Origin of the sequence: Streptomyces sp. NPDC059452 (genome assembly GCF_042750035.1) — a bacterium.
In the GTDB taxonomy this organism is placed as follows: domain Bacteria; phylum Actinomycetota; class Actinomycetes; order Streptomycetales; family Streptomycetaceae; genus Streptomyces.
Genome location: NZ_JBHYVE010000021.1, coordinates 50,415 through 73,759, shown reverse-complemented (window position 1 = coordinate 73,759; position 23,345 = coordinate 50,415). Strand labels below are relative to the sequence as shown.

18 protein-coding genes, 4 tRNA genes and 1 other RNA gene are annotated in these 23,345 nt (G+C 71.9%); 14 read left to right on the top strand and 9 right to left on the bottom strand.

What is annotated here, in order from left to right; translation table 11 throughout:
• Positions 1–56: 56 nt before the first annotated feature.
• Positions 57–144, bottom strand: a tRNA-Ser gene (locus ACFW9Z_RS25685).
• A gap of 133 nt (positions 145–277) precedes the next feature.
• Between ACFW9Z_RS25685 and ffs the strand changes: the two genes are divergently transcribed.
• The 11 genes from ffs to ACFW9Z_RS25630 all read left to right on the top strand — a co-directional run bounded on the left by ffs (position 278) and on the right by ACFW9Z_RS25630 (position 14,372).
• An RNA gene (gene ffs, locus ACFW9Z_RS25680) (signal recognition particle sRNA small type) lies at positions 278–372 on the top strand.
• 127 nt (positions 373–499) lie between these two features.
• Positions 500–2,776: a DNA polymerase III subunit gamma and tau gene (locus tag ACFW9Z_RS25675; RefSeq protein ID WP_384644838.1), complete on the top strand. Its 2,277-nt coding sequence runs from the start codon at positions 500–502 to the stop codon at positions 2,774–2,776.
• Between the two features lie 231 nt (positions 2,777–3,007).
• Positions 3,008–4,258 (top strand): phosphoribosylamine--glycine ligase, encoded by a 1,251-nt coding sequence (purD, locus tag ACFW9Z_RS25670; RefSeq protein ID WP_384644837.1) that lies wholly within the window; start codon positions 3,008–3,010, stop codon positions 4,256–4,258.
• 445 nt (positions 4,259–4,703) lie between these two features.
• Positions 4,704–6,455: a hypothetical protein gene (locus ACFW9Z_RS25665; RefSeq protein WP_384644835.1), complete on the top strand. Its 1,752-nt coding sequence runs from the start codon at positions 4,704–4,706 to the stop codon at positions 6,453–6,455.
• A 285-nt stretch (positions 6,456–6,740) separates the two neighbouring features.
• A complete protein-coding gene (locus tag ACFW9Z_RS25660; protein ID WP_384644833.1) occupies positions 6,741–8,204 on the top strand; it encodes a N,N-dimethylformamidase beta subunit family domain-containing protein in 1,464 nt (487 codons plus the stop codon).
• Positions 8,205–8,482: 278 nt separating this feature from the next.
• Positions 8,483–8,902 carry a hypothetical protein gene (locus ACFW9Z_RS25655; protein ID WP_084747901.1) on the top strand — a complete coding sequence of 140 codons (420 nt, stop codon included), beginning with the start codon at positions 8,483–8,485 and terminating at the stop codon, positions 8,900–8,902.
• Entirely contained in the window at positions 8,896–9,873 is a 978-nt protein-coding gene (locus tag ACFW9Z_RS25650) for a hypothetical protein (protein WP_384644831.1), read from the top strand. The genes ACFW9Z_RS25655 and ACFW9Z_RS25650 overlap by 7 nt, the downstream gene beginning before the upstream one ends.
• The gene (locus tag ACFW9Z_RS25645) at positions 9,845–11,284 is read left to right on the top strand and encodes a peptidoglycan-binding protein (RefSeq protein ID WP_384644829.1); all 1,440 of its coding nucleotides are present in this window, start codon (positions 9,845–9,847) and stop codon (positions 11,282–11,284) included. Before ACFW9Z_RS25650 ends, ACFW9Z_RS25645 begins: the two co-directional genes overlap by 29 nt.
• The gene (locus ACFW9Z_RS25640; protein ID WP_384644827.1) at positions 11,281–12,021 is read left to right on the top strand and encodes an ABC transporter ATP-binding protein; all 741 of its coding nucleotides are present in this window, start codon (positions 11,281–11,283) and stop codon (positions 12,019–12,021) included. The genes ACFW9Z_RS25645 and ACFW9Z_RS25640 overlap by 4 nt, the downstream gene beginning before the upstream one ends.
• Positions 12,018–13,301: an ABC transporter permease gene (locus tag ACFW9Z_RS25635; protein ID WP_384644825.1), complete on the top strand. Its 1,284-nt coding sequence runs from the start codon at positions 12,018–12,020 to the stop codon at positions 13,299–13,301. Before ACFW9Z_RS25640 ends, ACFW9Z_RS25635 begins: the two co-directional genes overlap by 4 nt.
• A 156-nt stretch (positions 13,302–13,457) precedes the next feature.
• Entirely contained in the window at positions 13,458–14,372 is a 915-nt protein-coding gene (locus tag ACFW9Z_RS25630; protein WP_384644823.1) for a phosphoribosylaminoimidazolesuccinocarboxamide synthase, read from the top strand.
• Positions 14,373–14,433: 61 nt separating this feature from the next.
• Here ACFW9Z_RS25630 and ACFW9Z_RS25625 read toward each other — a convergent pair.
• The 8 genes from ACFW9Z_RS25625 to ACFW9Z_RS25590 form a co-directional block, all read right to left on the bottom strand.
• Positions 14,434–14,509 (bottom strand) — tRNA-Gly (locus tag ACFW9Z_RS25625).
• 22 nt (positions 14,510–14,531) lie between these two features.
• Positions 14,532–15,179 carry a response regulator gene (locus ACFW9Z_RS25620; protein WP_384644821.1) on the bottom strand — a complete coding sequence of 216 codons (648 nt, stop codon included), beginning with the start codon at positions 15,177–15,179 and terminating at the stop codon, positions 14,532–14,534.
• Between the two features lie 302 nt (positions 15,180–15,481).
• A complete protein-coding gene (locus tag ACFW9Z_RS25615) occupies positions 15,482–16,798 on the bottom strand; it encodes a sensor histidine kinase (RefSeq protein WP_384644819.1) in 1,317 nt (438 codons plus the stop codon).
• Between the two features lie 69 nt (positions 16,799–16,867).
• Positions 16,868–17,692 (bottom strand): ABC transporter permease, encoded by an 825-nt coding sequence (locus ACFW9Z_RS25610; protein WP_384644817.1) that lies wholly within the window; start codon positions 17,690–17,692, stop codon positions 16,868–16,870.
• Positions 17,689–18,795, bottom strand: coding sequence for an ABC transporter ATP-binding protein (locus ACFW9Z_RS25605; protein ID WP_384644815.1), 1,107 nt, complete (start codon positions 18,793–18,795; stop codon positions 17,689–17,691). Before ACFW9Z_RS25605 ends, ACFW9Z_RS25610 begins: the two co-directional genes overlap by 4 nt.
• 172 nt (positions 18,796–18,967) lie before the next feature.
• Positions 18,968–19,043: transfer RNA gene (locus ACFW9Z_RS25600), tRNA-Gly, on the bottom strand.
• A gap of 78 nt (positions 19,044–19,121) precedes the next feature.
• Positions 19,122–19,193: transfer RNA gene (locus ACFW9Z_RS25595), tRNA-Gly, on the bottom strand.
• 200 nt (positions 19,194–19,393) lie between these two features.
• Positions 19,394–19,729: an Lsr2 family protein gene (locus ACFW9Z_RS25590; protein WP_384644813.1), complete on the bottom strand. Its 336-nt coding sequence runs from the start codon at positions 19,727–19,729 to the stop codon at positions 19,394–19,396.
• A gap of 421 nt (positions 19,730–20,150) precedes the next feature.
• Between ACFW9Z_RS25590 and purS the strand changes: the two genes are divergently transcribed.
• The 3 genes from purS to purL are packed head-to-tail and all read left to right on the top strand — an operon-like array spanning position 20,151 to position 23,325.
• A complete protein-coding gene (gene purS / locus ACFW9Z_RS25585; RefSeq protein WP_015610108.1) occupies positions 20,151–20,402 on the top strand; it encodes a phosphoribosylformylglycinamidine synthase subunit PurS in 252 nt (83 codons plus the stop codon).
• Positions 20,399–21,079: a phosphoribosylformylglycinamidine synthase subunit PurQ gene (gene purQ / locus ACFW9Z_RS25580; RefSeq protein WP_384644811.1), complete on the top strand. Its 681-nt coding sequence runs from the start codon at positions 20,399–20,401 to the stop codon at positions 21,077–21,079. The genes purS and purQ overlap by 4 nt, the downstream gene beginning before the upstream one ends.
• Positions 21,076–23,325 carry a phosphoribosylformylglycinamidine synthase subunit PurL gene (purL, locus tag ACFW9Z_RS25575; RefSeq protein WP_384644809.1) on the top strand — a complete coding sequence of 750 codons (2,250 nt, stop codon included), beginning with the start codon at positions 21,076–21,078 and terminating at the stop codon, positions 23,323–23,325. Before purQ ends, purL begins: the two co-directional genes overlap by 4 nt.
• Positions 23,326–23,345: the final 20 nt, after the last annotated feature.

Genomic DNA, 23,345 nt, shown 5'->3' with positions numbered 1-23,345 from the left:
CGAAGGCCCCCGCAGCGAGCTGCGGGGGCCTTAGACGTATTGCCCGGTGAGAGCAATGGCGGAGGATACGAGATTCGAACTCGTGAGGGGTTGCCCCCAACACGCTTTCCAAGCGTGCGCCCTAGGCCACTAGGCGAATCCTCCGCCGCAAACAATACAAGACGTTGGAGGGTGCTCGCGAACACGTTCGCCGGAGATCGTCTTCGGGGGGTGTGCGGGCCGTCCGGCGGGGGTGGGCGGGTGGACCTGAGGGGGTGGGGATCCGCTAAGGTGGGCGTCAGCCCCTCACGTGGCGCTATCTGACTGAACTCCCCCAGGGCCGGAAGGCAGCAAGGGTAGGTTGGCTCTGGCGGGTGCGTGGGGGGCCCTTTGCGTTTCCGGGGGTGGTGGGGTGCGGTGGGCTTGCGGGGCTGTGTTCCGGGGTGTCTGAGCTGGGGCGGGGGCTTCTGCTCGGGGCGTGTGGGGTCGGGTGTCAGTCCGCCCCGATAACCTCGTAGATGTGTCGTCCCTTGCGCTGTACCGCCGCTACCGCCCCGAGTCGTTCGCCGAGGTCATCGGTCAGGAGCATGTCACTGACCCGCTCCAGCAGGCCCTGCGGAACAACCGGGTCAATCACGCGTACCTGTTCAGCGGGCCGCGTGGCTGTGGGAAGACGACCAGTGCGCGCATCCTCGCCCGCTGTCTGAACTGCGAGCAGGGGCCCACGCCGGCCCCGTGCGGGGAGTGCCAGTCGTGCCGGGACCTCGCGCGCAACGGGCCGGGGTCCATCGATGTGATCGAGATCGACGCCGCCTCGCACGGTGGTGTGGACGACGCCCGTGATCTGCGCGAGAAGGCGTTCTTCGGGCCCGCCTCCAGTCGTTACAAGATCTACATCATCGACGAGGCCCACATGGTCACCCCAGCGGGGTTCAACGCCCTGCTGAAGGTGGTCGAGGAGCCGCCGGAGCACCTCAAGTTCATCTTCGCCACCACCGAGCCCGAGAAGGTCATCGGGACGATTCGGTCGCGTACGCACCACTATCCGTTCCGGCTCGTTCCTCCGGGGACCCTGCGCAGCTATCTCGCCGATGTGTGCGGCCGGGAGAACAGCCCCGTTGAGGACGGTGTCCTGCCGCTCGTCGTGCGGGCCGGGGCCGGGTCCGTGCGTGACTCCATGTCCGTGATGGACCAGCTGCTGGCCGGTGCGGGCGACGACGGTGTGACATACGCCATGGCGACCTCGCTCCTCGGGTACACGGACGGCTCGCTGCTCGACTCGATCATCGACGCCTTCGCCGCCGGTGACGGGGCCGCCGCCTTCGAGGTCGTGGACCGGGTGATCGAGGGCGGTAACGACCCCCGGCGGTTCGTGGCCGATCTGCTGGAGCGGCTGCGCGATCTGGTGATCCTGGCCGCCGTGCCCGACGCGGGGGACAAGGGGCTCATCGACGCCCCCGCCGATGTCGTCGAGCGGATGCAGGACCAGGCCTCCGTCTTCGGTGCCGCCGAGCTCAGCCGCGCCGCCGACCTGGTCAACGACGGGCTCACCGAGATGCGCGGCGCCACCTCGCCGCGCCTCCAGGTGGAGCTGATCTGTGCCCGGGTCCTGCTTCCCGCCGCCTTCGACGACGAGCGGTCGATGCAGGCCCGGCTCGACCGGCTGGAGCGCGGTGCGTCCGCCGCCGCTGCCGCCTCGTTCGCCGTGCCGCCCGCCGGAGCCGTTCCGATGGGGTACGTACCGGGGACGGAGGCCCACGCCCCGCAGGCCGTCCCCGTAGCCCCTGCCGGTCCCGATGTCGCCCGTGCTGCCGTACGGGGTGAGGCGCCGGCCTCCGTGCCTGCCGCCTACGCACCGCCCGCCGCCCCGGCCGAGCCCGTGGTCCAGCAGCCCCCCGCCGAGGCCCCCGGGCAGCGGCCCGGGTCCTGGCCCACCGCCGCCGGTGCGGGCGAGCAGGCCCGGCGCCCCGGTGGCTGGCCCACCGCCTCCGCCCCCGGCAGCGGCCCCGCCTCCCCGCCCCCCGCCGCACCCGCACCGGCCGCCCCGGCCCCGGCGGCTCCCTCCGCACCGGCCGCCGCCCCGGCGGGCCAGGGCCAGGGCATGGCTCAGGGCGCCGGCCAGGTCCAGAGCATGTGGCCCGACATCCTGGAGGCGGTGAAGAACCGGCGCCGCTTCACCTGGATCCTGCTCAGCCAGAACGCCCAGGTGACCGGGTTCGACGGGACCACCCTCCAGATCGGCTTCCTCAACGCGGGCGCCCGTGACAACTTCACGAGCAGCGGCAGCGAGGACGTCCTGAAGCAGGCGCTCGCCGAGCGGTTCAACGCCCAGTGGCGCGTCGAAGCGGTCGTCGACGCCTCCGGCGGCGGTGCGGCGCCCCCGTCCCTCGGCGGCGGCCGCCCGGCCCCGCAGTACCAGCCCGCCCCGACGCCTTCACCCGCCGCCCCGACCCCGACGGCGTACGAAGGGAGGCCGGCTCACGCCCCCCAGCAGCACACCCAGCACCAGCCTCAGTCACAGGGCCAGGGGCAGGCACAGTCCCAGCAGCCTTCGTCCCCTTCCGCTTCGCAGCAGACCCACCAGCCCCAGCAGCAGCGCCGGGACACCGCTCCACCGCCCGCCCCCGAGCCCTCTCACGGTGGGTACGCGTCGGAGCCGCCGCGCTCCGTGGCCCCCGAGGACGACACCCCGGAGGCCGACGATCCGGATCTCGTCGACTCCGCCCTCTCCGGCCATGAGCTGATCGTCCGCGAGCTGGGCGCCACCGTGGTGGAGGAGTTCAACAACGAGCAGTAGCCCCCCATGGTCGGTAGCCACGCGAGCAGTACGTGAGGAGCAGCCCCGCGGGCAGTCGTCGGCCGAGGAGTGGCCGCTCCGAGAAGTGGCCGCCCCGAGCCGTCGTCGAACCAGCTGGAGTCCCCGGACGGGCGGTCAGGCCGTCCGGGCGGTGGCCCGGGAAGACCGCCAGGCCGTCCACGGACCGGTGGCCGTCCTGGCCCGTGCCGCCCGGCGGTTAGGCTGCACCCCGTGAAGGTCCTCGTCATCGGCGGCGGCGCCCGCGAACATGCCCTGTGCCGCTCTCTGTCCCTCGACCCCGATGTCACCGCTCTGTACTGCGCCCCCGGCAACGCCGGCATCGCAGAGGTGGCCGAACTGCACCCGGTCGACGCGCTCGACGGTGACGCCGTCGCGCGCCTCGCGGCCGGGCTGGGCGCCGAGCTGGTGGTCGTCGGCCCGGAGGCACCGCTCGTCGCCGGGGTCGCCGACGCCGTGCGCGCGGCCGGCATCCCCTGCTTCGGCCCCTCCGGCGAAGCCGCCCAGCTGGAAGGCTCCAAGGCGTTCGCCAAGGACGTCATGGCCGGGGCCGGAGTGCCCACTGCCCGTAGCTACGTCTGCACCACCCCCACGGAGATCGACGAGGCCCTCGACGCCTTCGGTGCTCCGTACGTGGTCAAGGACGACGGCCTCGCGGCGGGCAAGGGCGTCGTCGTCACCGACGACCTCGCCGCCGCCCGCGACCACGCCCTCTCCTGCGACCGCGTGGTCATCGAGGAGTTCCTCGACGGCCCCGAGGTCAGCCTCTTCGCCATCACCGACGGCACCACCGTGCTGCCGCTCCAGCCCGCCCAGGACTTCAAGCGCGCCCTGGACGGCGACGCGGGCCCGAACACCGGTGGCATGGGCGCCTACTCCCCGCTCCCGTGGGCCGACCCCAAGCTGGTCGACGAGGTCCTCGAAACCGTCCTCCAGCCGACCGTCGACGAGCTCCGCCGCCGGGGCACGCCCTTCTCCGGGCTGCTCTACGCGGGCCTCGCGATCACCTCGCGCGGGGTCCGGGTCATCGAGTTCAACGCCCGCTTCGGCGATCCGGAGACCCAGGTCGTGCTGGCCCGGCTCCGTACGCCGCTGGCCGGGGTCCTGCTCGCCTCCGCCAACGGCACCCTGGATGTGCTCCCGCCGCTGAAGTGGCGCGAGGACGCGGCGGTCACCGTCGTCATCGCCTCGCACAACTACCCGGACACCCCCCGCACCGGCGACCCGATCGACGGGCTCGCGGATGTGGCGGCGCAGGATGCGCCGGATGCGTACGTCCTGCACGCCGGGACCCGTACCGAGGGCGGCGCGGTCCTCAGCGCGGGCGGCCGGGTCCTCTCCGTGACCGCGACCGGCAAGGACCTCGCCGCGGCCCGTGAGCGCGCCTACACCGCGCTCGGCCGCATCCGCCTCGACGGCTCCCAGCACCGGACCGACATCGCCCTGAAGGCCGCCGGAGGCTGATCAGCCCCGGCTCGCCTCCCCGTAACCGCCGTAACCCCCGCAGCCCCTCCCGCCCCCCTGAACGCCACTGGCGTACGCAGGCAGGCGCGAGGGGCTGCCGCGTAACCAGTCCCCGGCCGTGCGTAACCAGTCCCCGGCCGTGCGTAAGCCAGTCCGGCCGCGCGCAAAAGTCCCCGGCCGCTCGCGCGAAGGCCCCCAGGCGCTTGCGTGGAGCTCCTCAGGTGCTTCAGCACTGCCCTACGGACGCGAACACGTCAGCAGCTTTGCCCAAAGCCATTCCATCGGGTGACGACTGGGCCAGACGGATGACGCCCGCCGAGGCCCCAACTAGGGTGCGGCGCAAGCGTTCCGGCACTTGGCCCACCGGCATTGCGATGTCAGTGACGGGTGCCACAGTGGGGGAGTGAGCAACACCGTCGCGGAGCAGAGGGGGTGACATCCGGCCGTGTCCGGTATCGACGTGGGTGAGGAGCTGGGTGCGCGGGCCGCACAGGCCCGGGCGCTCGCCCTGCTGCGGATCCGCAGCAGGGCGGTGGCCGCGGTGATCACGCCCGCGGCCGTGGCCGTCGTGCTGTTCGCCGCGGGCGCCCAGGGGCATCTCGGCGGGCCCTTCTGGGACGGCGTGCGCTGGGTGGTGCTCGGGGTCGCCGTCGTGGTGCTGCTGGTGGCCGCCGCCGTCGCGGTGGCCGTCGCGCGGGCCCGGCCCGCCGTGAGCCCGACCGTCCCCGTGTCGGAGGAAGGGGCCCCCGATCTCTACCGGCTGGTCCGGGACCTGGCCGACCGGCTCGGCGTCCCCGCGCCCTCGGCCATAGCGCTGACCCCGGACTGCGACAGCTGGCTGGAGGACCGTACGCACCGGACACACCGCGCGCACCGTACGCACCGCGGGGCGCCCAAAGCCGATCAGGCGGCCGGGGAGGCCGGGGGACGGGATACCAAGGGCAGGGAGGGCAGGGAGGACCGGGAGGGTCGGGAGGCCAGGGAGACCGCACCCGTCCTGGTGATCGGTTCGCCGTTCCTGTGGTGGATGCGGGTCGCCGAGCTCCGTGCCGTCCTCGCCCCCGTCGTGGCGGGCACCGGCTCCTCCGCGCACCCCGACATAGCCGCCGCCCGGCGCTTCGTCCGAGGTCTGGACGCCGCCGTGGCCGACGCCGCCGCCCCCGGCCGGGGCGTGCTGCGCGGGGCGCCGGTCACCTTCACCGGCTGGGTCGCCCGGCTGCTGCTGCGCGCCTGCCGGGAGCACGCCGCCGAGATGGAGCGGTGCGTGGCGGCCACGGCCTCGATGCGCGCCCAGAGCGTCGACTACGCGCTCCGCATCGCCGCCCAGGAGCAGGTCGGCCTCGCCTACGCGGGCTGGGACCGGCTGCTGACCCGGGTCGCGCTGCCCGCCTGGCGGATGGGGCGCTGGCCCTCCCGGCTGGACGCCGGGGTGGTCTCCGCCCTCACCGAGCTCTCCCGCCGGGACCGGCTGGCCGACGGCTTCACCTCGCGCCTCGGTGAGCGTCCCGCGTGCGACCTCCTCGAAGAGCCCGGCGTCGCCGACGAGGCCACCTCCCTGCTCGCCGCCCGGCTCTTCCACGGCGGCCCCGCCGAGAGCGGTCCGGGCTGGGCGCCGGTGGACTGGCAGCAGTATCCGGAAGAGGTCGTCGACCGGAAGTGGCGTACGGAGGCGGCCCGGCTGCACCGGGTGCTCGACGCCATGGGCGTACCCCCGGCCTCCGCTGCCGATCCGGCGGTGCCCACCCTGGCCCGTGTCATGGAGCACCTGGCCGGTCCCGGCGGGCCCGGGGAGGAGCTCGCGGCGGGCATCGGGGCGGCCGTCGCCCGCGACGACGCCCAGGCCCCGGCCACCGGCCCGGCGGCGCAGCAGCAGAAGGCGCCCGGTGCCGGTCCGGACCCCCTCGACCTCTGGGGCCCCGACCCGCTGCCCCTCTTCCCGCTCCAGCCGCCGCGTACGGGCACGGAGCTGCTCGCCGATCACGTCGCGGCCATGGTCTGCTGCGCGGCCGTGGACACGGCGGGCGCCGCCCCCGGCCTCGACTGGCTGGACGGCCCCGCCCTGCTCGTCGACGGCGAGCGCCGGGCGGACCTCGCGGTGCCGGTCCTCAGCCTGGTCGAGGACGGCGACCCGGACCCGCTGCGCTCCTGGCTGGCCGAGGTGGGCGTCCGCTCCGACAAACCCGTACGGCTGGTGTGAGCGCGAAGGTGAGCACCGCGTACCTGAGCACCGCGCACACCAGCACCGTACGTATGAGCACTGCACGTACGAGCACTTCACGCACGAGCACCGCGCACGCACGAGCACTTCACGTACCAGCATCGCTGTCGTGACCACGGAGCCGTGGCCATGGAAGGGAACGTTCCGTTCACGTCAATTAACGACGAAGGGTGACGGAGTGCGTGCGTTATGTGATGTGCTGGGGACCGGCGCTGATACGGAGCGCGCCGGAGTTGTCCGGGGGACCTGAGGGAGGGGCGCGGCATGGGGGCGGAGCAGATTCGCCGATGGGAGTCGGGCGCCCTCGCGCACGCGGTGAGCGACCCCTTCGGACAGGGCCCGCTGCCCTGGCTGCGCGGCAGTGAGAACTACTTCGACGACACCGGCCAGGTCGTCCCCTGGTACGCGGACCCCGACCTCGGCCGCAGCGGTACCGGCGGCGGCACCCGCACCGCCGACGACGTGCGCCGGCAGATCAAGGGCTTCGCCTCCCCCGGCGCGGCGGCTCCCGGCGAAGCCGTCGACTTCCACATCACCGTGGACCCGCCCCAGCAGTTCTCCGTGGACATCTACCGGATCGGTCATTACGGCGGCGACGGCGCCGCCAAGATCACCACGAGCCCACGCCTCTCCGGCATCGTCCAGCCCGCCCCCCTCGCCGCGGACCGGACCGTCTCCTGCCACCACTGGTGGATGTCCTGGCGGCTCCAGATCCCGAGCTACTGGTCGGTCGGCGCGTATGTGGCCGTCCTGACGACCGCCGACGGGTACCGCTCGCACATCCCGTTCACCGTCCGCCACGACCACCCCGCCGACCTGCTGCTCCTGCTCCCGGACATCACCTGGCAGGCGTACAACCTCTACCCGGAGGACGGCCGGACCGGTGCCAGCCTCTACCACGCGTGGGACGAGCGGGGGCGGCTGCTCGGCGAGGAGGACGCCGCCGTCACGATCTCCTTCGACCGCCCGTACGCGGGGGCGGGCCTGCCCCTGCACGTGGGACACGCGTACGACTTCATCCGCTGGGCCGAGCGGTACGGCTACGACCTCGCCTACGCCGACGCCCGCGACCTGCACGCGGGCCGCATCGACCCCAGCCGCTACCGGGGCCTGGTCTTCCCCGGCCACGACGAGTACTGGTCGCTGCCGATGCGCCGGGCCGCCGAGCGCGCCCGCGACTCCGGCACCTCGCTCGTCTTCCTCTCCGCCAACACCATGTACTGGCAGGTGGGCCTCGCCCCCTCCGCCTCCGGCATCCCCGACCGGCTGCTGACCTGCCGCAAGCGCCGGGGGCCCGGCAAGTCCGCCCTCTGGCGCGAGGTGGACCGGCCCGAGCAGCAGCTGCTGGGCATCCAGTACGCGGGCCGGGTGCCCGAGCCGAGCCCGATGGTCGTGCGCAACGCCGAGCACTGGCTCTGGGACGCCACGGGCGCGGTCGACGGCGACGAGATCGCGGGCCTGGTCGCCGGGGAGGCCGACCGCTACTTCCCCCGCACGAGCCTGCCCGAGCACGACAACCGCATCCTGCTCGCCCACTCCCCGTACCAGGACTCCGAGGGCGCCACCCGCCACCAGGAGACCTCGCTCTACCAGGCCCCCTCCGGCGCGCTCGTCTTCGCCTCCGGCACCTTCGCCTGGTCCCCGGCCCTGGACCGCCCCGGCCATGTCGACTCCCGCATCCAGCAGGCCACGGCCAACCTCCTCGACCGGATCTGCAAGCGCGACTGAACCGGGGCCGGTACGACGCGGCTGGCCGGTCTGCCGGTGCGGTCGGCCGGATTTACCGACGCGGCCAACGATCCGGAATCGCCCGTGGCGTTCACGCCGCCTGATCGCGAGCCCCTATTCAAAAGATCTTGTTCCGTGTGTAGTTTACGTGTAAGTTCGTTTAGTCTGCGGCGAGTTGAGCATCATCAACAGCCGCGCTGCCCAGGGGGGAATCCCTGGTGTTCTCCAATCCGAAGCCAAGGCCCTCGAACGGTTTTGCACCATGGGGAGATGACGAAATGGGTGCCAAGAGACCCGTGCTGACGCGCGCCGCCACGGTGGCCGCTGTGTCGGTCGCCCTGCTTGCCTCCGCCACCTCGACGGCTACGGCCGACGGCGACGGCGATTGCACGAACACTGGCAACATCTGCGTGTTCAATTACCAGCAGCCCACCAGCTACACCGAGGGCTACTACGACTTGAACGACCCGCACCCGAACTTCCACGGCAAGTACTACCTCATCAAGCGCGCGTATCTCGGTGACTCGATCGGTGCCGCGTCGAATGACGCCAAGGCGCCCACCTCGTGTGCCGGATTCACCTTCTACTGGCACACGGGCTATGGCGGTACGAGTTACTTCGCCAGCCGGAACTTCCGGTATCTGACCTTCTACGACAACAACAACGAGTTCTCCTCGTTCCGGAAGACCGGGTGCTGACGAAGGTGACCGGACTTCCGCGCGTCGTCGGGGCGACCGCCCTGCTCGCTCTTGCGATGTGCGCCTGCTCTTCCCCGGGCGCAGGGGGCGGAGAGCCGGAGATCGGCTCCGTCCCCACCCCGGGCCATCTCGACGCAGCGCAGATCACCACGCCGCTCGACGCCTACCTCCCGACACCGGAGGAGAACTACACGCTCAAGAAGGCGCGTGTGCTGCTGGTCAACGCCTGTATGCGGAGCCTGGGTTACGAGCAGAACCCGCAGCCGCTGGCGCGGTTCAGCGGGAAGCCGTATCTGGAGCACTCCGAGTTTCTGGTGGTGCCGATCGCCCAGGCGGAGAAGTACGGCTACAAGCCGCCGCCCGCCCCCGACCGGGAGAGAGGGTCAGGGGCCGAGTCGCTGTACGCCAAGAACGTGACGGACGTACAGGGCAACCTGTTGAGCGGCAGGGTCTCCACGTTCAATGGCAAGAAGGTTCCTGCGGGGGGCTGCGAGGGCGAAGCCCTGCGGACCATCACGGCGGGAGCGGCGACCTCGGAGGAGGTCACCTTGCCGGACGGCTCGGCGGCCGGTGCCGGCAAGGGAGGTTTCGGCGAGGGTTTCGCCGAGATGGTGGTCGCCTCCGCGAGGGGAAAGGCCATGGCCGAGGTCCGCGAGGACAGCCGCTTCCTCGACGCTTCCGAGCGCTGGTCGGACTGCATGAAGAAGCAGGGTTACGACTACGACTCCCCGAGCAGCGCCTGGAACGAGAAGAAGTGGTCCGACGCCACCCGGGCCGGGAAGCAGGAGATCGCCGTCGCGGTCGCCGACATGGGTTGCAAGAAGAAGGTCAACTACCTGGGCGTGGGCATCGCCGTGGAGACGGCCTACGAGAAACAGGTGATCGAAGAGAGCGCCGAAGTTCTCGAGGACGCCAAGGACAAGACCGCCAGGTGGATCGAGAATGCGAACCAAGCGATCGAAGCACGCTGACCGTGGTACGTCCGTCGGCGGTCCGGCGCACGGTGCACCGCCACCGCCGCCACCGGCCCTGGCCCGTCGCAGGCGCGTACTGATCGCGGTTGTCGTGGGGGCGCTGGTGGCAGGAGGCGTCGGCTTCGGGGCCTCCACGATGATCAAGTCACCGGCTCAGGCCGCTGCGGAGGCGGGAGCCCCGGAGCGGGACGTGCTCACGGCCGACGTCGAGCACCGCGTGCTGCGCGCCTCGCTGGTGGTACGCGGGCAGGTCGCCGCCGAGCGGACCCTCACCGTCTCCGCGGCGGTGAGCGCCGCGGAGGGGGCCGAACCTCTGGTCACCAAGGCGCCGCTGCGGCCCGGCGACCGGGTGAAGGCGGCGAGCGTGCTCGTGGAGATCTCGGGGCGCCCGGTCTTCGCGCTGCCCGGCTCTCTTCCCGCCTACCGCGACCTCAGGCCCGGGGCCCGCGGGCCGGACGTGACCCAGCTGCGCGAAGCGCTGGCCGGGCGCGGCTTTCCCTCGACCGCCGATTCCGCGGGTGAGTTCGGCGCCGGAACCCAGGCCGCCCTGGACGCCTTCTACCGGTCCCTCGGATACGACCCACGCCCGGTCGCCGAGGACGGCGCCGCCCAGGTCGAGGCGGCCATGACGTCCGTCACCGACGCCGAGAGGGCTTTGCAGGACGTCCGGGCCGCGGACCGGCAGGAGGAGAAGACCGTGGTCCGGGCCCAGGAGGACCTGGGCCGGGCCGAGAAGGCGTTGGCCGCGGCGCGTCTCCAGGCCGGTGCCATGCTCCCCGCCTCGGAAGTCGTCTTCCTGGACCGCTTTCCGGCCCGGGTCGAATCGGTCACCGCTGGAGTGGGTGACCGGGCTCCGGGCAGCGTCATGACGATCTCCTCCGGTTCGCTCGGCATAAGGGGAGCGCTCACGCCGAGTCAGCGCGGCGCGGTGCGGTCCGGGCAGAAGGTGCGCATCCTCGCCGAGGCCACCGGCGACGAGTTCGACGGCACGACCACCTCGGTCACCGAACCGGGCGGCTCGGTGCGGCGGGAGGGGGGCGACGGCGAGTCGGAAGGCGGCGGGGAGGGGGAAGCCGACGGCGCGGGCGCCCTGGCCACCCTGAACGTCACACCGGACAAGAAGATCGACGCGGCGCTCGTCGGCCAGGAGGTGCGTCTCACCATCGAGATCAAGGCTTCCCGGGGCAAGGTCCTGGTCGTCCCCTTCTCCGCCGTATCGTCCGCCGCGGACGGCAGCACCGTCGTCACGGTCCTCGCCCGGAACGGAGAACGCCGTCAGATACGGGTACGCCCCGGCCTGGAGGGCGACGGCAGTGTCCAGGTGACCCCGGTGCCGAAGGACGCCCTCGCGCCGGGTGACCGTGTCATCGTCGGCAAGGCGCCCGGTGGCGAGGTCAGCGTCCGATGACCCCCGCGCCGGTCATCGAGCTCCGCGGCGCCGGGCTCACCTATCCCGGCCCGCCGCCCGTCCCCGCGTTCCTTCCCGTCGACCTCGTCATCACAGGCGGTGAGTACGTCACCATCACCGGGCCGTCCGGGTCGGGCAAGTCGACGTTCCTCAATATCGCGGGCCTCATCGACGCGCCCACCGAGGGGCGTTGTTTGCTCGACGGCATGGACACCACCGGCCTTCCGGACTCCGATCGGGCCGGGCTGCGGGGGCGTCGCATCGGATTCGTCTTCCAGTCGTTCCACCTGCTGCCGCACCGCAGTGCCCTGGACAACGTGGCGCTCGCCATGGTCTACGGCGGGGTTCCCCGCCGGGAACGGGCCGCCCGCGCCCGGGACGCGCTGATGAGGGTGGGGCTGGGCCACCGCATCGACGCCATGCCGACCAGGCTCTCCGGTGGTGAGCGGCAGCGCGTGGCCATCGCGCGCGCCTTGGTGGGACGCCCCTCCCTCCTGCTGTGCGACGAGCCCACAGGCAACCTCGACACGGCGACCGCCGACTCGGTCCTCGCACTTCTCGATGATCTGCACAAGGACGGAATGACTCTCGTCGTCATCACCCACGACGCCGCGGTCGCGGCCCGCGGCAGCCGCGCCCTGGCCATCCGGGACGGCAGGCTCACCGAGCCGCGCCCGGCCCGTGACGCGACGCCCGCCCCGCTCCACGCCTCGGCCGACCACCGGTCCGGCGCGTGAGGCCCCCGGGTCGCGGAGCCCGGCGAGCCGGACGCCGTCGGGGCGGACGCCGCCGGACCGACCGGGCCGACGTCTCCCGCTTCGCGCTGCGCGACCTCCTGTCGGAGGCCGTCGCGGGCGTGCTCCAGCGGCCGACGCGCTCGGCGCTCACCGCACTGGGCACGGTGCTGGGCATCGGGTCGTTCGTGGCCGTCCTCGGTCTGACGGCGACGACCTCATCCCAGATCGACGGCCGCTTCAACGCGCTGACCGCCACCGAGGTCACGGTCGAGGACATCGGCCCGGCCGACGGATCGGCCATCGGCGTCTCCTTCCCCGATGACGCGGCCGACCGGATCGAACGTCTCAACGGCGTCTCGGACGCCGGCGTCTACTGGCCGGTGAGCCTGCCGGACGGCGACAGCGTCCGGGCCTCCCCCGTCGGTGCCACCGTGGGTGAGGAGGAGACTCAGGTCGCGGCCGCCGGCCCGGGTGTTCTGCGCGCGGCGCAGCCCACGCTGAAGGCGGGGCGGCTCTTCGACGAGTACCACGAGAAGGAAGCCGTCCCGGTGGCCGTCGTCGGCTCCGGGATGGCCGCCAGGCTCGGCATCACCACGCTGGAGAGCCGTCCGGTCGTGTTCATCGGGGACCGGCCCTTCACGGTCATCGGCATCATCGGCGACGTGCGGCGCAAGGCCGATCTGCTGCTCTCCGTCGTCGTACCGGGCAGTGTCGCCGCCCGCGAGTGGGGCGAGCCCGGCGCGGAATCCCCCGCCAGGATGCTGATATCCACGGAGCTGGGCGCAGCCGCCCAGATCGCCGACCAGGCGCCCCTGGCCCTCGACCCGGCCCACCCTGAGCGGTTCAAGGCGGTTCCGCCGCCGGACCCCAAGGCGCTGCGGGACACCGTCGGCTCGGACCTGAACCAGCTCTTCCTGCTGCTGGCTGTCGTGTGCCTGGTCATCGGGGCGGTCGGTATCGCCAACACGACCTTGGTGGCCGTGCTTGAGCGGACGGGAGAGATCGGTCTGCGTCGCACTCTGGGAGCGCGGGCCGGGCACATCACCAGCCAATTCCTGGCCGAGTCCGCGGCCCTGGGAGCGGTGGGCGGGCTGGTGGGGACCGCGTTGGGCGCACTGACGGTGGTGGCCGTCGCGGTGGCGCGGGAGTGGACACCGGTCGTGCACCCCACCACGCTGCTCGCAGCGCCCCTGATCGGCCTGGTGACGGGGCTGCTCGCGGGGGCGTACCCGGCATGGCGGGCCAGCCGGATCGAGCCCGCCGAGGCGCTGCGCCGCTGAGTACGGGCGTGTGAGGGCGGAAGGGAGGGCCGGTGGTGGGCCGGGAGGGCCGGGTGGCGGCCCGGGTCCGCACGCCCCTCCGGGCCCCGTGCGCGCCCTGCCCCCTCCGTACGGGACAATCGGAACCGCTCCTGGATCAATCTACGCGGAGGCACCGTGTCCGGTTTTGTAGAAAAGCCCGAGCCCGTACAGGTTCCGGGCCTCACCCACCTGCACACCGGCAAGGTGCGTGACCTGTACCGGAACGAGGCGGGCGACCTCGTCATGGTCGCCAGCGACCGTATCTCCGCGTACGACTGGGTCCTGCCCACCGAGATCCCCGACAAGGGCCGCGTCCTCACCAAGCTCTCGCTCTGGTGGTTCGACCAGCTTGCCGACCTCGTCCCCAACCACGTCCTCTCCACCGAGCTGCCGCCCGGCGCCCCGGCGGACTGGGAGGGGCGCACCCTCATCTGCAAGTCGCTGCGGATGGTCCAGGTCGAGTGCGTGGCGCGCGGCTATCTGACCGGTTCCGGGCTCACCGAGTACAACGCCTCCCGTACGGTCTGCGGCATCGGCCTCCCCGAGGGCCTGGTCGACGGCTCCGAGCTGCCCGGCCCGATCTTCACCCCGGCCACCAAGGCGGCCGTCGGCGACCACGACGAGAACGTGACGTACGAGGAGGTCGCCCACCAGGTCGGCGTGGAGACCGCCGCCGAGCTGCGCCGGACCACGCTCGACGTCTACCGCCGCGCCCGGGACATCGCCCACCACCGCGGGATCGTCCTGGCCGACACCAAGTTCGAGTTCGGCTATGAGACCACCGAGGACGGCGGCGAGCGGCTGATCATCGCCGACGAGGTGCTGACCCCGGACTCCTCGCGGTTCTGGCCCGCCGCCACCTGGCAGCCGGGGCGCGCGCAGCCCTCATACGACAAGCAGTTCGTCCGCGACTGGCTGACCTCGCCGGCCTCCGGCTGGGACCGCGCGAGCGAGCAGCCGCCCCCGGCGCTCCCGCAGGAGATCGTGGACGCGACCCGCGCCAAGTACATCGAGGCGTACGAGGTCCTGACCGGCGCCACCTGGGCGTGACGGGCAGCGGATGAGAACGGAGAAGGCCCCGGTCCTTGAGGACCGGGGCCTTCTCCCTTTCTGGAGCGGACGACCAGGTTCGAACTGGCGACCTCAACCTTGGCAAGGTTGCGCTCTACCAACTGAGCTACGTCCGCGTGCGCCGAAGTGCGGTGCCCACTATACCCAACCCCGCTCGCGTGCGAGACGCACCGCCGTGTGCCGGTTCTCCGCACCGATCTTGGCGGCGGCCGAGGAGAGGTAGTTGCGGACCGTCCCCTGCGAGAGCGAGGCCCGCTCCGCGATCTCCGCGACCGGCGCCCCGTCCGCCGCCAGTTCGAGCACCTCGGCCTCCCGGGCGGTCAGCGGGGAGTCCCCGGCGGAGATGGCGTCGGCCGCCAACTCCGGGTCGACGTAACGGTTTCCGGCGTGGACGGTACGGATGATCTCGGCGAGCCGGCGGGCGCTGACGGTCTTGGGCACGAACCCGCGTACGCCGGCGGCCAGCGCCCGCTTGAGGTGTCCGGGGCGGCCGTGGCTGGTCACGATCATGGTGCGGCAGCCGGGGAGTTCGGCGCGGAGCGATGTGGCGACCTTCACACCGTCCGCGCCCGGCATCTGGAGGTCGAGGACGGCGACATCGGGCCGGTGGGCCAGGGCCATCGCGAGCGCCTCGGGCCCGCTCGCCGCCTCCGCGACCACTACGAGGTCGTCCTCCAGCGCGAGCAGCGCGGCCAGCGCGCCCCGGATCAGGTGCTCGTCATCGGCGAGCAGGACCCGCAGGGGGCGGTCGGAACCTTCGGCGGTCACGGAACCTTCGGCGGTCATCGTTCCTCTGGAGGGTCGGTACGGGGGCCGGTGGGCGGGTTCTCGGCCAGTGCGGGCCGGGAGCTGGGTGGTGGGGTCCCGGCCGGTGCGGTCCGGGAGCTGGGCGGTGGGTTCCCGGCGGTTGCGGGCCGGGCGGTGGTCATGTCCTTCCCTTGGGGAGGGCGGGCCGTGGCCATCGCCTTCCTTCAGGGAGGGAGGTACGGGTGGTGGTCATCCAGGGGAGAGCGGTACGGGTGGTGGTCATCGGTTCTCCGGGGGAAGGGCCCGGGCTGCGGGGGACGGGCCCGTAGATCCGGCGGCGGTCATCGTTCCTCCGGAGGCGCGGACGTGGCGGGGGAGAGGCGGTCCTGTGGAGTCGCCGTCAGCGGGACCGTCGCCGTCACCCGGAACAGGTTGTCCCCGACCGCCCCGGCCTCCAGCGAACCGCCCAGGGCCGCGAGCCGTTCCCGCAGCCCGGCCAGGCCGGAGCCGCCGCCTCCGGCCGGGTCGGTCCCCGCAGAGACGGCCCCGTCGTTCTCGACCTCCAGCACCACCGCGCCCGCCGTCGTCGTGAGCCGGATCACGCAGTGCCGGGGGTCGCCGTGGCGCAGGACGTTGGTCGCCGCCTCGCGGACCACCCAGCCGAGGGCCGCCTGGACCGCCGGGGGCGCCCCGACCCCCGCCGGGCCGTCGGCGCCCTCCACGGTGCAGGTGATCCCGGCGGCCTCCAACACGCCCTTGGCGCCCAGGAGTTCGGTGGGCAGGTCGGCCTCGCGGTAGCCCCGTACGACATCACGTACCTCCTGCTGCGAGGCGCGGGCGATCCGCTGCACCTCCACCATCTGGTCCACGGCCGCCGCGTTCCCGCGCTGGGCCAGCTCCACGGCCAGCTCGCTCTTCAGCGCGATCACCGCGAGGTTCCGGCCCAGCACGTCGTGCATGTCCCGGCCGAACCGCAGCCGCTCCTCCGCCACCGCCAGCCGGGCCTGCATGTCCCGCGCCTCCTCCGCCTGCCACATCACCGTCAGGCTCCAGGCGCTCGGCCGGGCCGAGACGAGCACCAGCAGGATGACGACGAGCAGCGAGAGGGCCGCCCCGAACAGCAGGCCGCCGGGCACCCCGACGGCTGCCAGGAGCCCCACCACGACTGCCGCGAAGGCCGCGCTGCGGAGCAGGTACGTCCGGACGGGGACGAGGAGCACGTACGGGGTGGCGAACGCCAGGGGGAGGTCCAGCACCAGCAGGGCCAGCCCCGCCTCGGTGATGGCGTCCACCGCCGCCAGGGCCACCAGCAGGCCGGTCAGCACCGCCAGGAGCGCCAGCGGGAGCCGCAGCCGACGCGGCGGGAAGGGCTCCGCGCCCCGGTAGTGGGCGAAGGCGGGCCCCACGTTGCGGTTGCTCAGCACGCACTGGAGGGCGTTCACGGCGAAGAACGCCACGCCGAGGGCCACCGGCACCGGCCCCTGGCCCAGGACCGTGCCGAGCGGCATCAGGCCCCAGGACAGCAGGAAGGCCCAGGGGAGGGTGCAGAGGGTGACCCGGGTGTAGAGGTCGATGCGCTGGAGCTTGGTCCGCTCCTGCCAGCCGCGCCGCCAGCCCCGTACCCGACCGAGCCCGATCACCTCGTCCAGCTCCTTCATCTCATCCCCGTGACCATGACCGTGACCATGACTGTGACTGTGACTAGCGCTTTCGCCGTGGCCCGGTGCTCAGCCGCGCGGGTCCCAGCGGAACCACCGCTGCACAGCAAACACCGCCAACGCGGTCCAGGCCAGCGCCGCCACCCCGGCCGTGACCAGGTCGCCGCTCTCCGCGCCGCCGAGCCAGCCGTGCCGTACGAGGGTCATCACACCGGTCAGCGGCAGCAGTTCCATCATCGAGGCCAGCCGGTCCGGGAAGATCTCCAGCGGGACGAAGATCCCGGAGCCGAAGAGCGAGACGAAGAACAGCGGCAACGTGGTGAGCTGCGAGGTCTGGACCGTCCGGGTCACCGCGGAGGTCGCGGCGGCCAGCGCGGACATCATCACGAGGCCCACGACCAGGCCCAGCAGGAACAGTTCGGGGCGTTTCGGCGCGGTCAGGTCGAAGGCGACCGCCCCGGCGCCGACCAGCAGCACGCACTGGAGGAGCGCCAGCGCGATGGCGGGCAGCGCGGTGGCGGTCAGGATCTCGCGGTCGGTGATCTCGCCGGTCCGCAGCCGCTTGAGGACGAGTTCTTCGCGCCGGGTGACGTACCCGGTGACCAGGGTCATGTAGACGACCTGGACCAGCACGATGCCGATCCCCCCGGTGAGGGCGACGCCCGCGATGGAGAAGCCGGTGCCGGCGAGGTCGATCTGCTGGAGCGAGGACCGGATCGCGAAGATCATCACGACCGGCAGCACCAGGGCCACGAAGATCGCGGACCGGTTGCGGATCAGCAGGATCAGCTCGGCGCGGGCGAGGGCGGTGAGCCGCCGTGCGGAGGCGGACGCCTTCGAGGGGGCGGGGCGGGGCGCCACGCGGTCGTTCGCGAGGGCGGTGGGCGTCGTCATGCCGTCACCTTCTTCTTCGTCTTGTCCATGAAGCGGGCGGCCGAGGACTTGGTGTCCGTGGAGCCGGCGGCCCCGGTTTCCGCCCCGGCCCGGCGCGGGTCGTCGGCCCGGGAGCGGAGCTGGGTGTTCGCGATCTGGAGGAACGCCTCCTCCAGGGAGGCGGAGCGCGCGTCGAGCCCGAGCAGCGCGACGCCCGACTCCTTTGCCCATCCCAGGAGTTCGTGCAGCGACTCCTGGAGCGTGGCGGTGCGGATCTCGATCCGCTGCCCCTCCGCCGCGGCCCGCAGCCCGAGCGGAAGGTGCCCCGCCGGTACGCCGTCGGGCAGCGTGAACCGGATCCGGGCGGGCTGCGACGCCGTGACCTCGGCGGTCGTCCCGGACGTCACGATCTGCCCCTGGTGCATGATCGCCAGCCGGTCCGCGAGCGCCTCGGCCTCCTCCAGGTAGTGCGTGGTCAGGAGTACGGTCGTGCCGCCGTCCCGGAGCGCCCGGATCAGCTCCCAGGTGTCCCGCCGGCCCTCCGCGTCCAGCCCCGTCGTCGGCTCGTCCAGGAAGAGCACCTCGGGCCGCGAGGTCAGGGCCAGCGCCAGGTCCAGGCGCCGCTTCTCCCCGCCGGAGAGCTGCTTGACCCGGACCCCCGTACGGCTCGTGAGCCCGACCATCTCCAGGGCCTCGGCGGCGGGGCGGGCGCCGGTGGTGCACGCCGACCACATCCGCGCGGTCTCCATGACGGTGAGGTCGGAGGGGAAGCCGCCCTCCTGGAGCATCACCCCGGTCCGGGGCCGGACGGCGGCGCGTTCGCGGTACGGGTCGTGGCCGAGGACCCGGATGGTCCCGGAGGTCGGGAGCGCCAGGCCTTCCAGGAGCTCCACGGTGGAGGTCTTGCCCGCGCCGTTCGTCCCGAGCAGGGCGAACAGCTCGCCGCGGGCCACGGAGAAGGAGACGCCGGAGACGGCCTCGAAGCCGTCCTTGTAGCTGCGGCGGACCCCGTCCGCCGCGATCACGGTCTCCGTGGCCGCCGCCCCCGTGATCACCGTCGTTCCCGCGTCGGTCGTGCCACCGTCTCCGTGCGGTCGGTCGCTGAGAAAGTCGTCGCTGGTCATGCTTCGAGCTTTCCGCCGCAGCGGGCCCGCGAGCAGTGCGCGCTGTCACCACTGCTCATGACAAACGTCATGCCCGTCATGTCATGCCCCTCATGACATGACGGGCATGAGGGGAGAGGACTCGGACAACGGCAAAGGCCCTGACCGAAATCGGTCAGGGCCTTTGCCTTTCTGGAGCGGACGACCAGGTTCGAACTGGCGACCTCAACCTTGGCAAGGTTGCGCTCTACCAACTGAGCTACGTCCGCAGTGCACCCACTCGGCTTTCACCGGTGGAGCGAGCACTACTCTACCTGATCCACCGGAGTGGTCGAAGAGTCGTGCAGAGCGGGTGACAGGAATTGCACACTGCGCCTTCCCCCTGGAAGGAGGATGTTCTACTACTGAACTACACCCGCACGCTGCTGGGGGTTTCGGCTTTTCGGCCTCGCCCCTCGGCGTGCTCCAGACTCTAGCCGACCTGCGGGGGTGTCGCGCAAGTCGGCTCCCGGTGGGGCCCGGTCGCGGCCCCGCGCACCCCGCCTGACGGAGCGTCCGCCACCCGGCGAGCGTCCGCCCGTGGGACGGACGCTCGCGCCCCGCTCCTCAGCCGGCCGAGTCAGTCGGCCGCGTTGAACGCCTCGTAGACCTTCTTCGGGATGCGGCCCCGGGCCGGCACCTCCATCCGGTGCGAGCGGGCCCAGGCGCGGACGGCCGCGGGGTCCGGGGCGAGGGAGGTGTGGTGGTACGTGGCGGGGGTCCTGCCGTGCTTGCTGGCATTTGTCTGCTTTCGGCCCGCTGCCATGTAAGGCGCCAGGGTCTTCCGCAGTTTCTTCGCGTTGGCGGGATTGAGGTCGATCTCGTACGTCTTCCCGTCCAGGGCGAAGGTGACCGTTTCCGCCGCTGTTCCCCCGTCGATGTCGTCGGAGAGCGTAACCACTACGCGCTGGGCCACGGATATCGGTCCTTTCCTACGGCGTCGGCGCGTCGGGCGTGCGCCGGTGGGCCGGCCTTCCGGCTGTTAGGCGGATACGGATCGACTGATGTCGACTGTTCCGGTGTTCCCGGGGCAATGCTGCTTTCCCCGGTAATCATTTGTACAGCGGTGGGTACCGCATTGTGAAGCCCAGCCAATTACATCCGCGTGTCCGTGCGCAATCCGGGGCGTGATTTTTTCCCAGGACTTTTCCCGTACGTTGTCGCGGCCGATATCCCGGCGTGATCCGGTCCGGGCGCGGGGCGTCTCCCCGCCGCGTCCGTTCCGTCCGATATCTACCCGCGTAGAATTTTCGGCCAGGTACGCTGAGTGGACCCGCGGGGGTCTGGGGAACCCCCCGGAGAGACAGCCGCACCACACCACCACACCGGGAGTGCCAGTGGCACGCGTCGTAGTCGACGTCATGCTCAAGCCGGAGATCCTCGACCCGCAGGGACAGGCGGTGCAGCGTGCGCTGCCCCGTCTCGGCTTTGAGGGAATCGCGGACGTTCGTCAGGGAAAGCGTTTCGAGCTGGAGGTCGAGGGGCCGGTGGACGACGCCGCCCTCGCCCGTATTAACGAGATGGCCGAGACCTTCCTCGCCAACACCGTCATCGAGGACTTCACCGTGAAGGTGGAGGAGGAGAAGTGACCACCCGTATCGGCGTCGTCACTTTTCCCGGCACCCTCGACGACCAGGACGCCCTGCGCGCGGTCCGGATCGCGGGCGCGGAGCCCGTATCGCTCTGGCACCGCGACAAGGATCTGCACCAGGTCGACGCGGTCGTCCTGGCCGGTGGCTTCTCCTACGGGGACTACCTCCGGGCCGGAGCCATCTCGCGCTTCTCGCCGGTGATGGAGACGATCATCGAGCAGGCGAAGGCCGGTATGCCGGTCCTCGGCATCTGCAACGGCTTCCAGATCCTGACCGAGGCGCACCTGCTGCCCGGCGCGATGCTGCGCAACAACCACCTGCACTTCATCTGCCGGGACCAGACCCTGCGGGTGGAGAACGCGGAGACCGCCTGGACCTCGGACTACAGCGCCGGCCAGGAGATCAGGGTCCCGCTCAAGAACATGGACGGCCGCTACACCGCCGACGAGCACACGCTCGACGAGCTGGAGGCCGAGGGCCGCGTCGCCTTCCGCTACCTGGACGGCAACCCCAACGGCTCGCTCCGCGACATCGCGGGCATCACCAACGCGGCGGGCAACATCGTCGGTCTGATGCCGCACCCGGAGCACGCCGTGGAGCCGCTCATCGGCACCGGCCGCACCGACGGCCTCGGTTTCTTCACCTCGATCATCAAGAAGCTGGTCAACGCATGAGCCTGGATACGGTCAAGCACGCGGCCGAGACCCCGGACGCCGGGCAGCCCTGGAAGGAGCTCGGCCTCAAGGAGGACGAGTACGCCCGGATCCGCGAGATCCTGGGCCGCCGTCCCACCGGCGCCGAGCTCGCCATGTACTCGGTGATGTGGTCGGAGCACTGTTCGTACAAGAGCAGCAAGGTCCACCTCGCCCAGTTCAGCGAGAAGAAGCCGCAGTCCGACGCCATGCTCGTCGGCATCGGCGAGAACGCGGGCGTCGTCGACGTCGGCCAGGGGTACGCGGTCACCTTCAAGGTCGAGTCGCACAACCACCCCTCGTACATCGAGCCCTACCAGGGCGCGGCCACCGGGATCGGCGGCATCGTCCGCGACATCCTCGCCATGGGCGCCCGCCCGGTCGCGGTCGTCGACCCGCTGCGCTTCGGCGCCGCCGACCACCCCGACACCAAGCGCGTCCTGCCGGGCGTCGTCGCGGGCATCGGCGGCTACGGCAACTGCCTGGGCCTGCCCAACATCGGCGGCGAGGTCGTCTTCGACTCCTGCTACCAGGGCAACCCGCTGGTCAACGCCGGGTGCATCGGCGTGATGAAGCACGAGGACATCCACCTCGCGCAGGCCTCGGGCCCGGGCAACAAGGTCATCCTGTACGGCGCCCGTACCGGCGGCGACGGCATCGGCGGCGTCTCCGTGCTGGCGAGCGAGACCTTCGAGTCGACCGGCCCGGCCAAGCGCCCCGCCGTCCAGGTCGGCGACCCCTTCCAGGAAAAGCTCCTCATCGAGTGCACCCTGGAGATCTTCAAGGAGAAGCTCGTCGCGGGCATCCAGGACCTCGGCGGCGCCGGGCTCTCCTGCGCCACCAGCGAGCTGGCCTCCGCCGGCTCCGGCGGTATGCGCGTCGAGCTGGACACCGTGCCGCTGCGCGACTCCTCCCTCTCGCCCGAGGAAATCCTCATGAGCGAGTCGCAGGAGCGCATGTGCGCGATCGTCGAGCCGCAGCACGTGGACCGCTTCCTGGAGATCTGCGAGAAGTGGGACGTCATCGCCACCGTCATCGGTGAGGTGACCGAGGGCTCCCAGCTGGAGATCTTCTGGCACGGCGAGCAGATCGTGGACGTGCCGCCGCGTTCGGTCGCCCACGACGGCCCGGTCTACCACCGCCCGTTCGCCCGCCCGTCCTGGCAGGACGCGCTCCAGGCGGACGACGCCGGCAAGCTGCCCCGGCCGCAGACCGGCGCCGAGCTGAAGGACCAGGTCCTGAAGCTGGTCGCCTCCCCGAACCAGGCCTCCAAGGCGTGGATCACCGACCAGTACGACCGCTTCGTGCAGGGCAACACCGTGCTGGCGATGCCCGAGGACGCGGGCATGGTCCGCATCGACGCCGAGTCGAACCTGGGCGTGGCCATGGCGACCGACGGCAACGGCCGGTACGCCAAGCTCGACCCGTACACCGGCGCGCAGCTCGCGCTGGCGGAGTCGTACCGCAATGTCGCCGCCTCCGGCGCCAAGCCGCTCGCCATCTCGGACTGCCTCAACTTCGGCTCCCCCGAGGACCCGGACGTCATGTGGCAGTTCGCCGAGGCCACGCGCGGTCTCGCGGACGGCTGCCTGGAGCTGGGCACCCCGGTCACCGGCGGCAATGTCTCGCTCTACAACCAGACCGGCGAGACGGCGATCCACCCGACGCCGGTCGTGGCCGTGCTCGGCGTGATCGACGATGTCACCCGGCGTACGCCGGTCGCTTTCGCGGAAGAGGGCCGGCTCCTCTACCTGCTGGGCGACACCCACGAGGAGTTCGGCGGCTCGGCCTGGTCCGAGGTCGTCCACGACCACCTCGGCGGCCTGCCGCCCAAGGTGGACCTCGGCCGCGAGAAGCTGCTCGCGGAGATCCTCATCTCGGCCTCGCGCGACGGCATGATCGACGCCGCGCACGACCTGAGCGACGGCGGCCTGATCCAGGCGGTCACCGAGTCCTGCCTGCGCGGCGGGAAGGGCGCCCGGCTGGTCGTGCCGGACGGCCTGGACGCGTTCACGTTCCTCTTCTCCGAGTCGGCGGGGCGCGCGGTCGTCGCGATCCCGCGCAGCGAGGAGCTCCGCTTCAACGACATGTGCGGCGCGCGGGGTCTGCCCGTCGCCCGTATCGGTGTCGTGGACGGCGAGGAGATCGAGATCCAGGGCGAGTTCAGCATCCCGCTGAGCGAGCTCCGTACGGCGCACGAGGCGACGATCCCGGCGCTGCTCGCCTGAGCCGCGCGCCGACCGGCGTT

Bases quoted from the DNA above. Each gene is read 5' to 3' on its own strand.
- ACFW9Z_RS25620 (WP_384644821.1), bottom strand. From the start codon at position 15,179: ATGACCGCCGAAGGTTCCGTGACCGCCGAAGGTTCCGACCGCCCCCTG.
- ACFW9Z_RS25645 (WP_384644829.1), top strand. From the start codon at position 9,845: ATGCGAACCAAGCGATCGAAGCACGCTGACCGTGGTACGTCCGTCGGC.
- purL (WP_384644809.1), top strand. From the start codon at position 21,076: ATGAGCCTGGATACGGTCAAGCACGCGGCCGAGACCCCGGACGCCGGG.
- ACFW9Z_RS25615 (WP_384644819.1), bottom strand. From the start codon at position 16,798: ATGAAGGAGCTGGACGAGGTGATCGGGCTCGGTCGGGTACGGGGCTGG.
- ACFW9Z_RS25605 (WP_384644815.1), bottom strand. From the start codon at position 18,795: ATGACCAGCGACGACTTTCTCAGCGACCGACCGCACGGAGACGGTGGC.
- ACFW9Z_RS25640 (WP_384644827.1), top strand. From the start codon at position 11,281: ATGACCCCCGCGCCGGTCATCGAGCTCCGCGGCGCCGGGCTCACCTAT.
- ACFW9Z_RS25660 (WP_384644833.1), top strand. From the start codon at position 6,741: ATGGGGGCGGAGCAGATTCGCCGATGGGAGTCGGGCGCCCTCGCGCAC.
- ACFW9Z_RS25655 (WP_084747901.1), top strand. From the start codon at position 8,483: ATGGGTGCCAAGAGACCCGTGCTGACGCGCGCCGCCACGGTGGCCGCT.
- ACFW9Z_RS25610 (WP_384644817.1), bottom strand. From the start codon at position 17,692: ATGACGACGCCCACCGCCCTCGCGAACGACCGCGTGGCGCCCCGCCCC.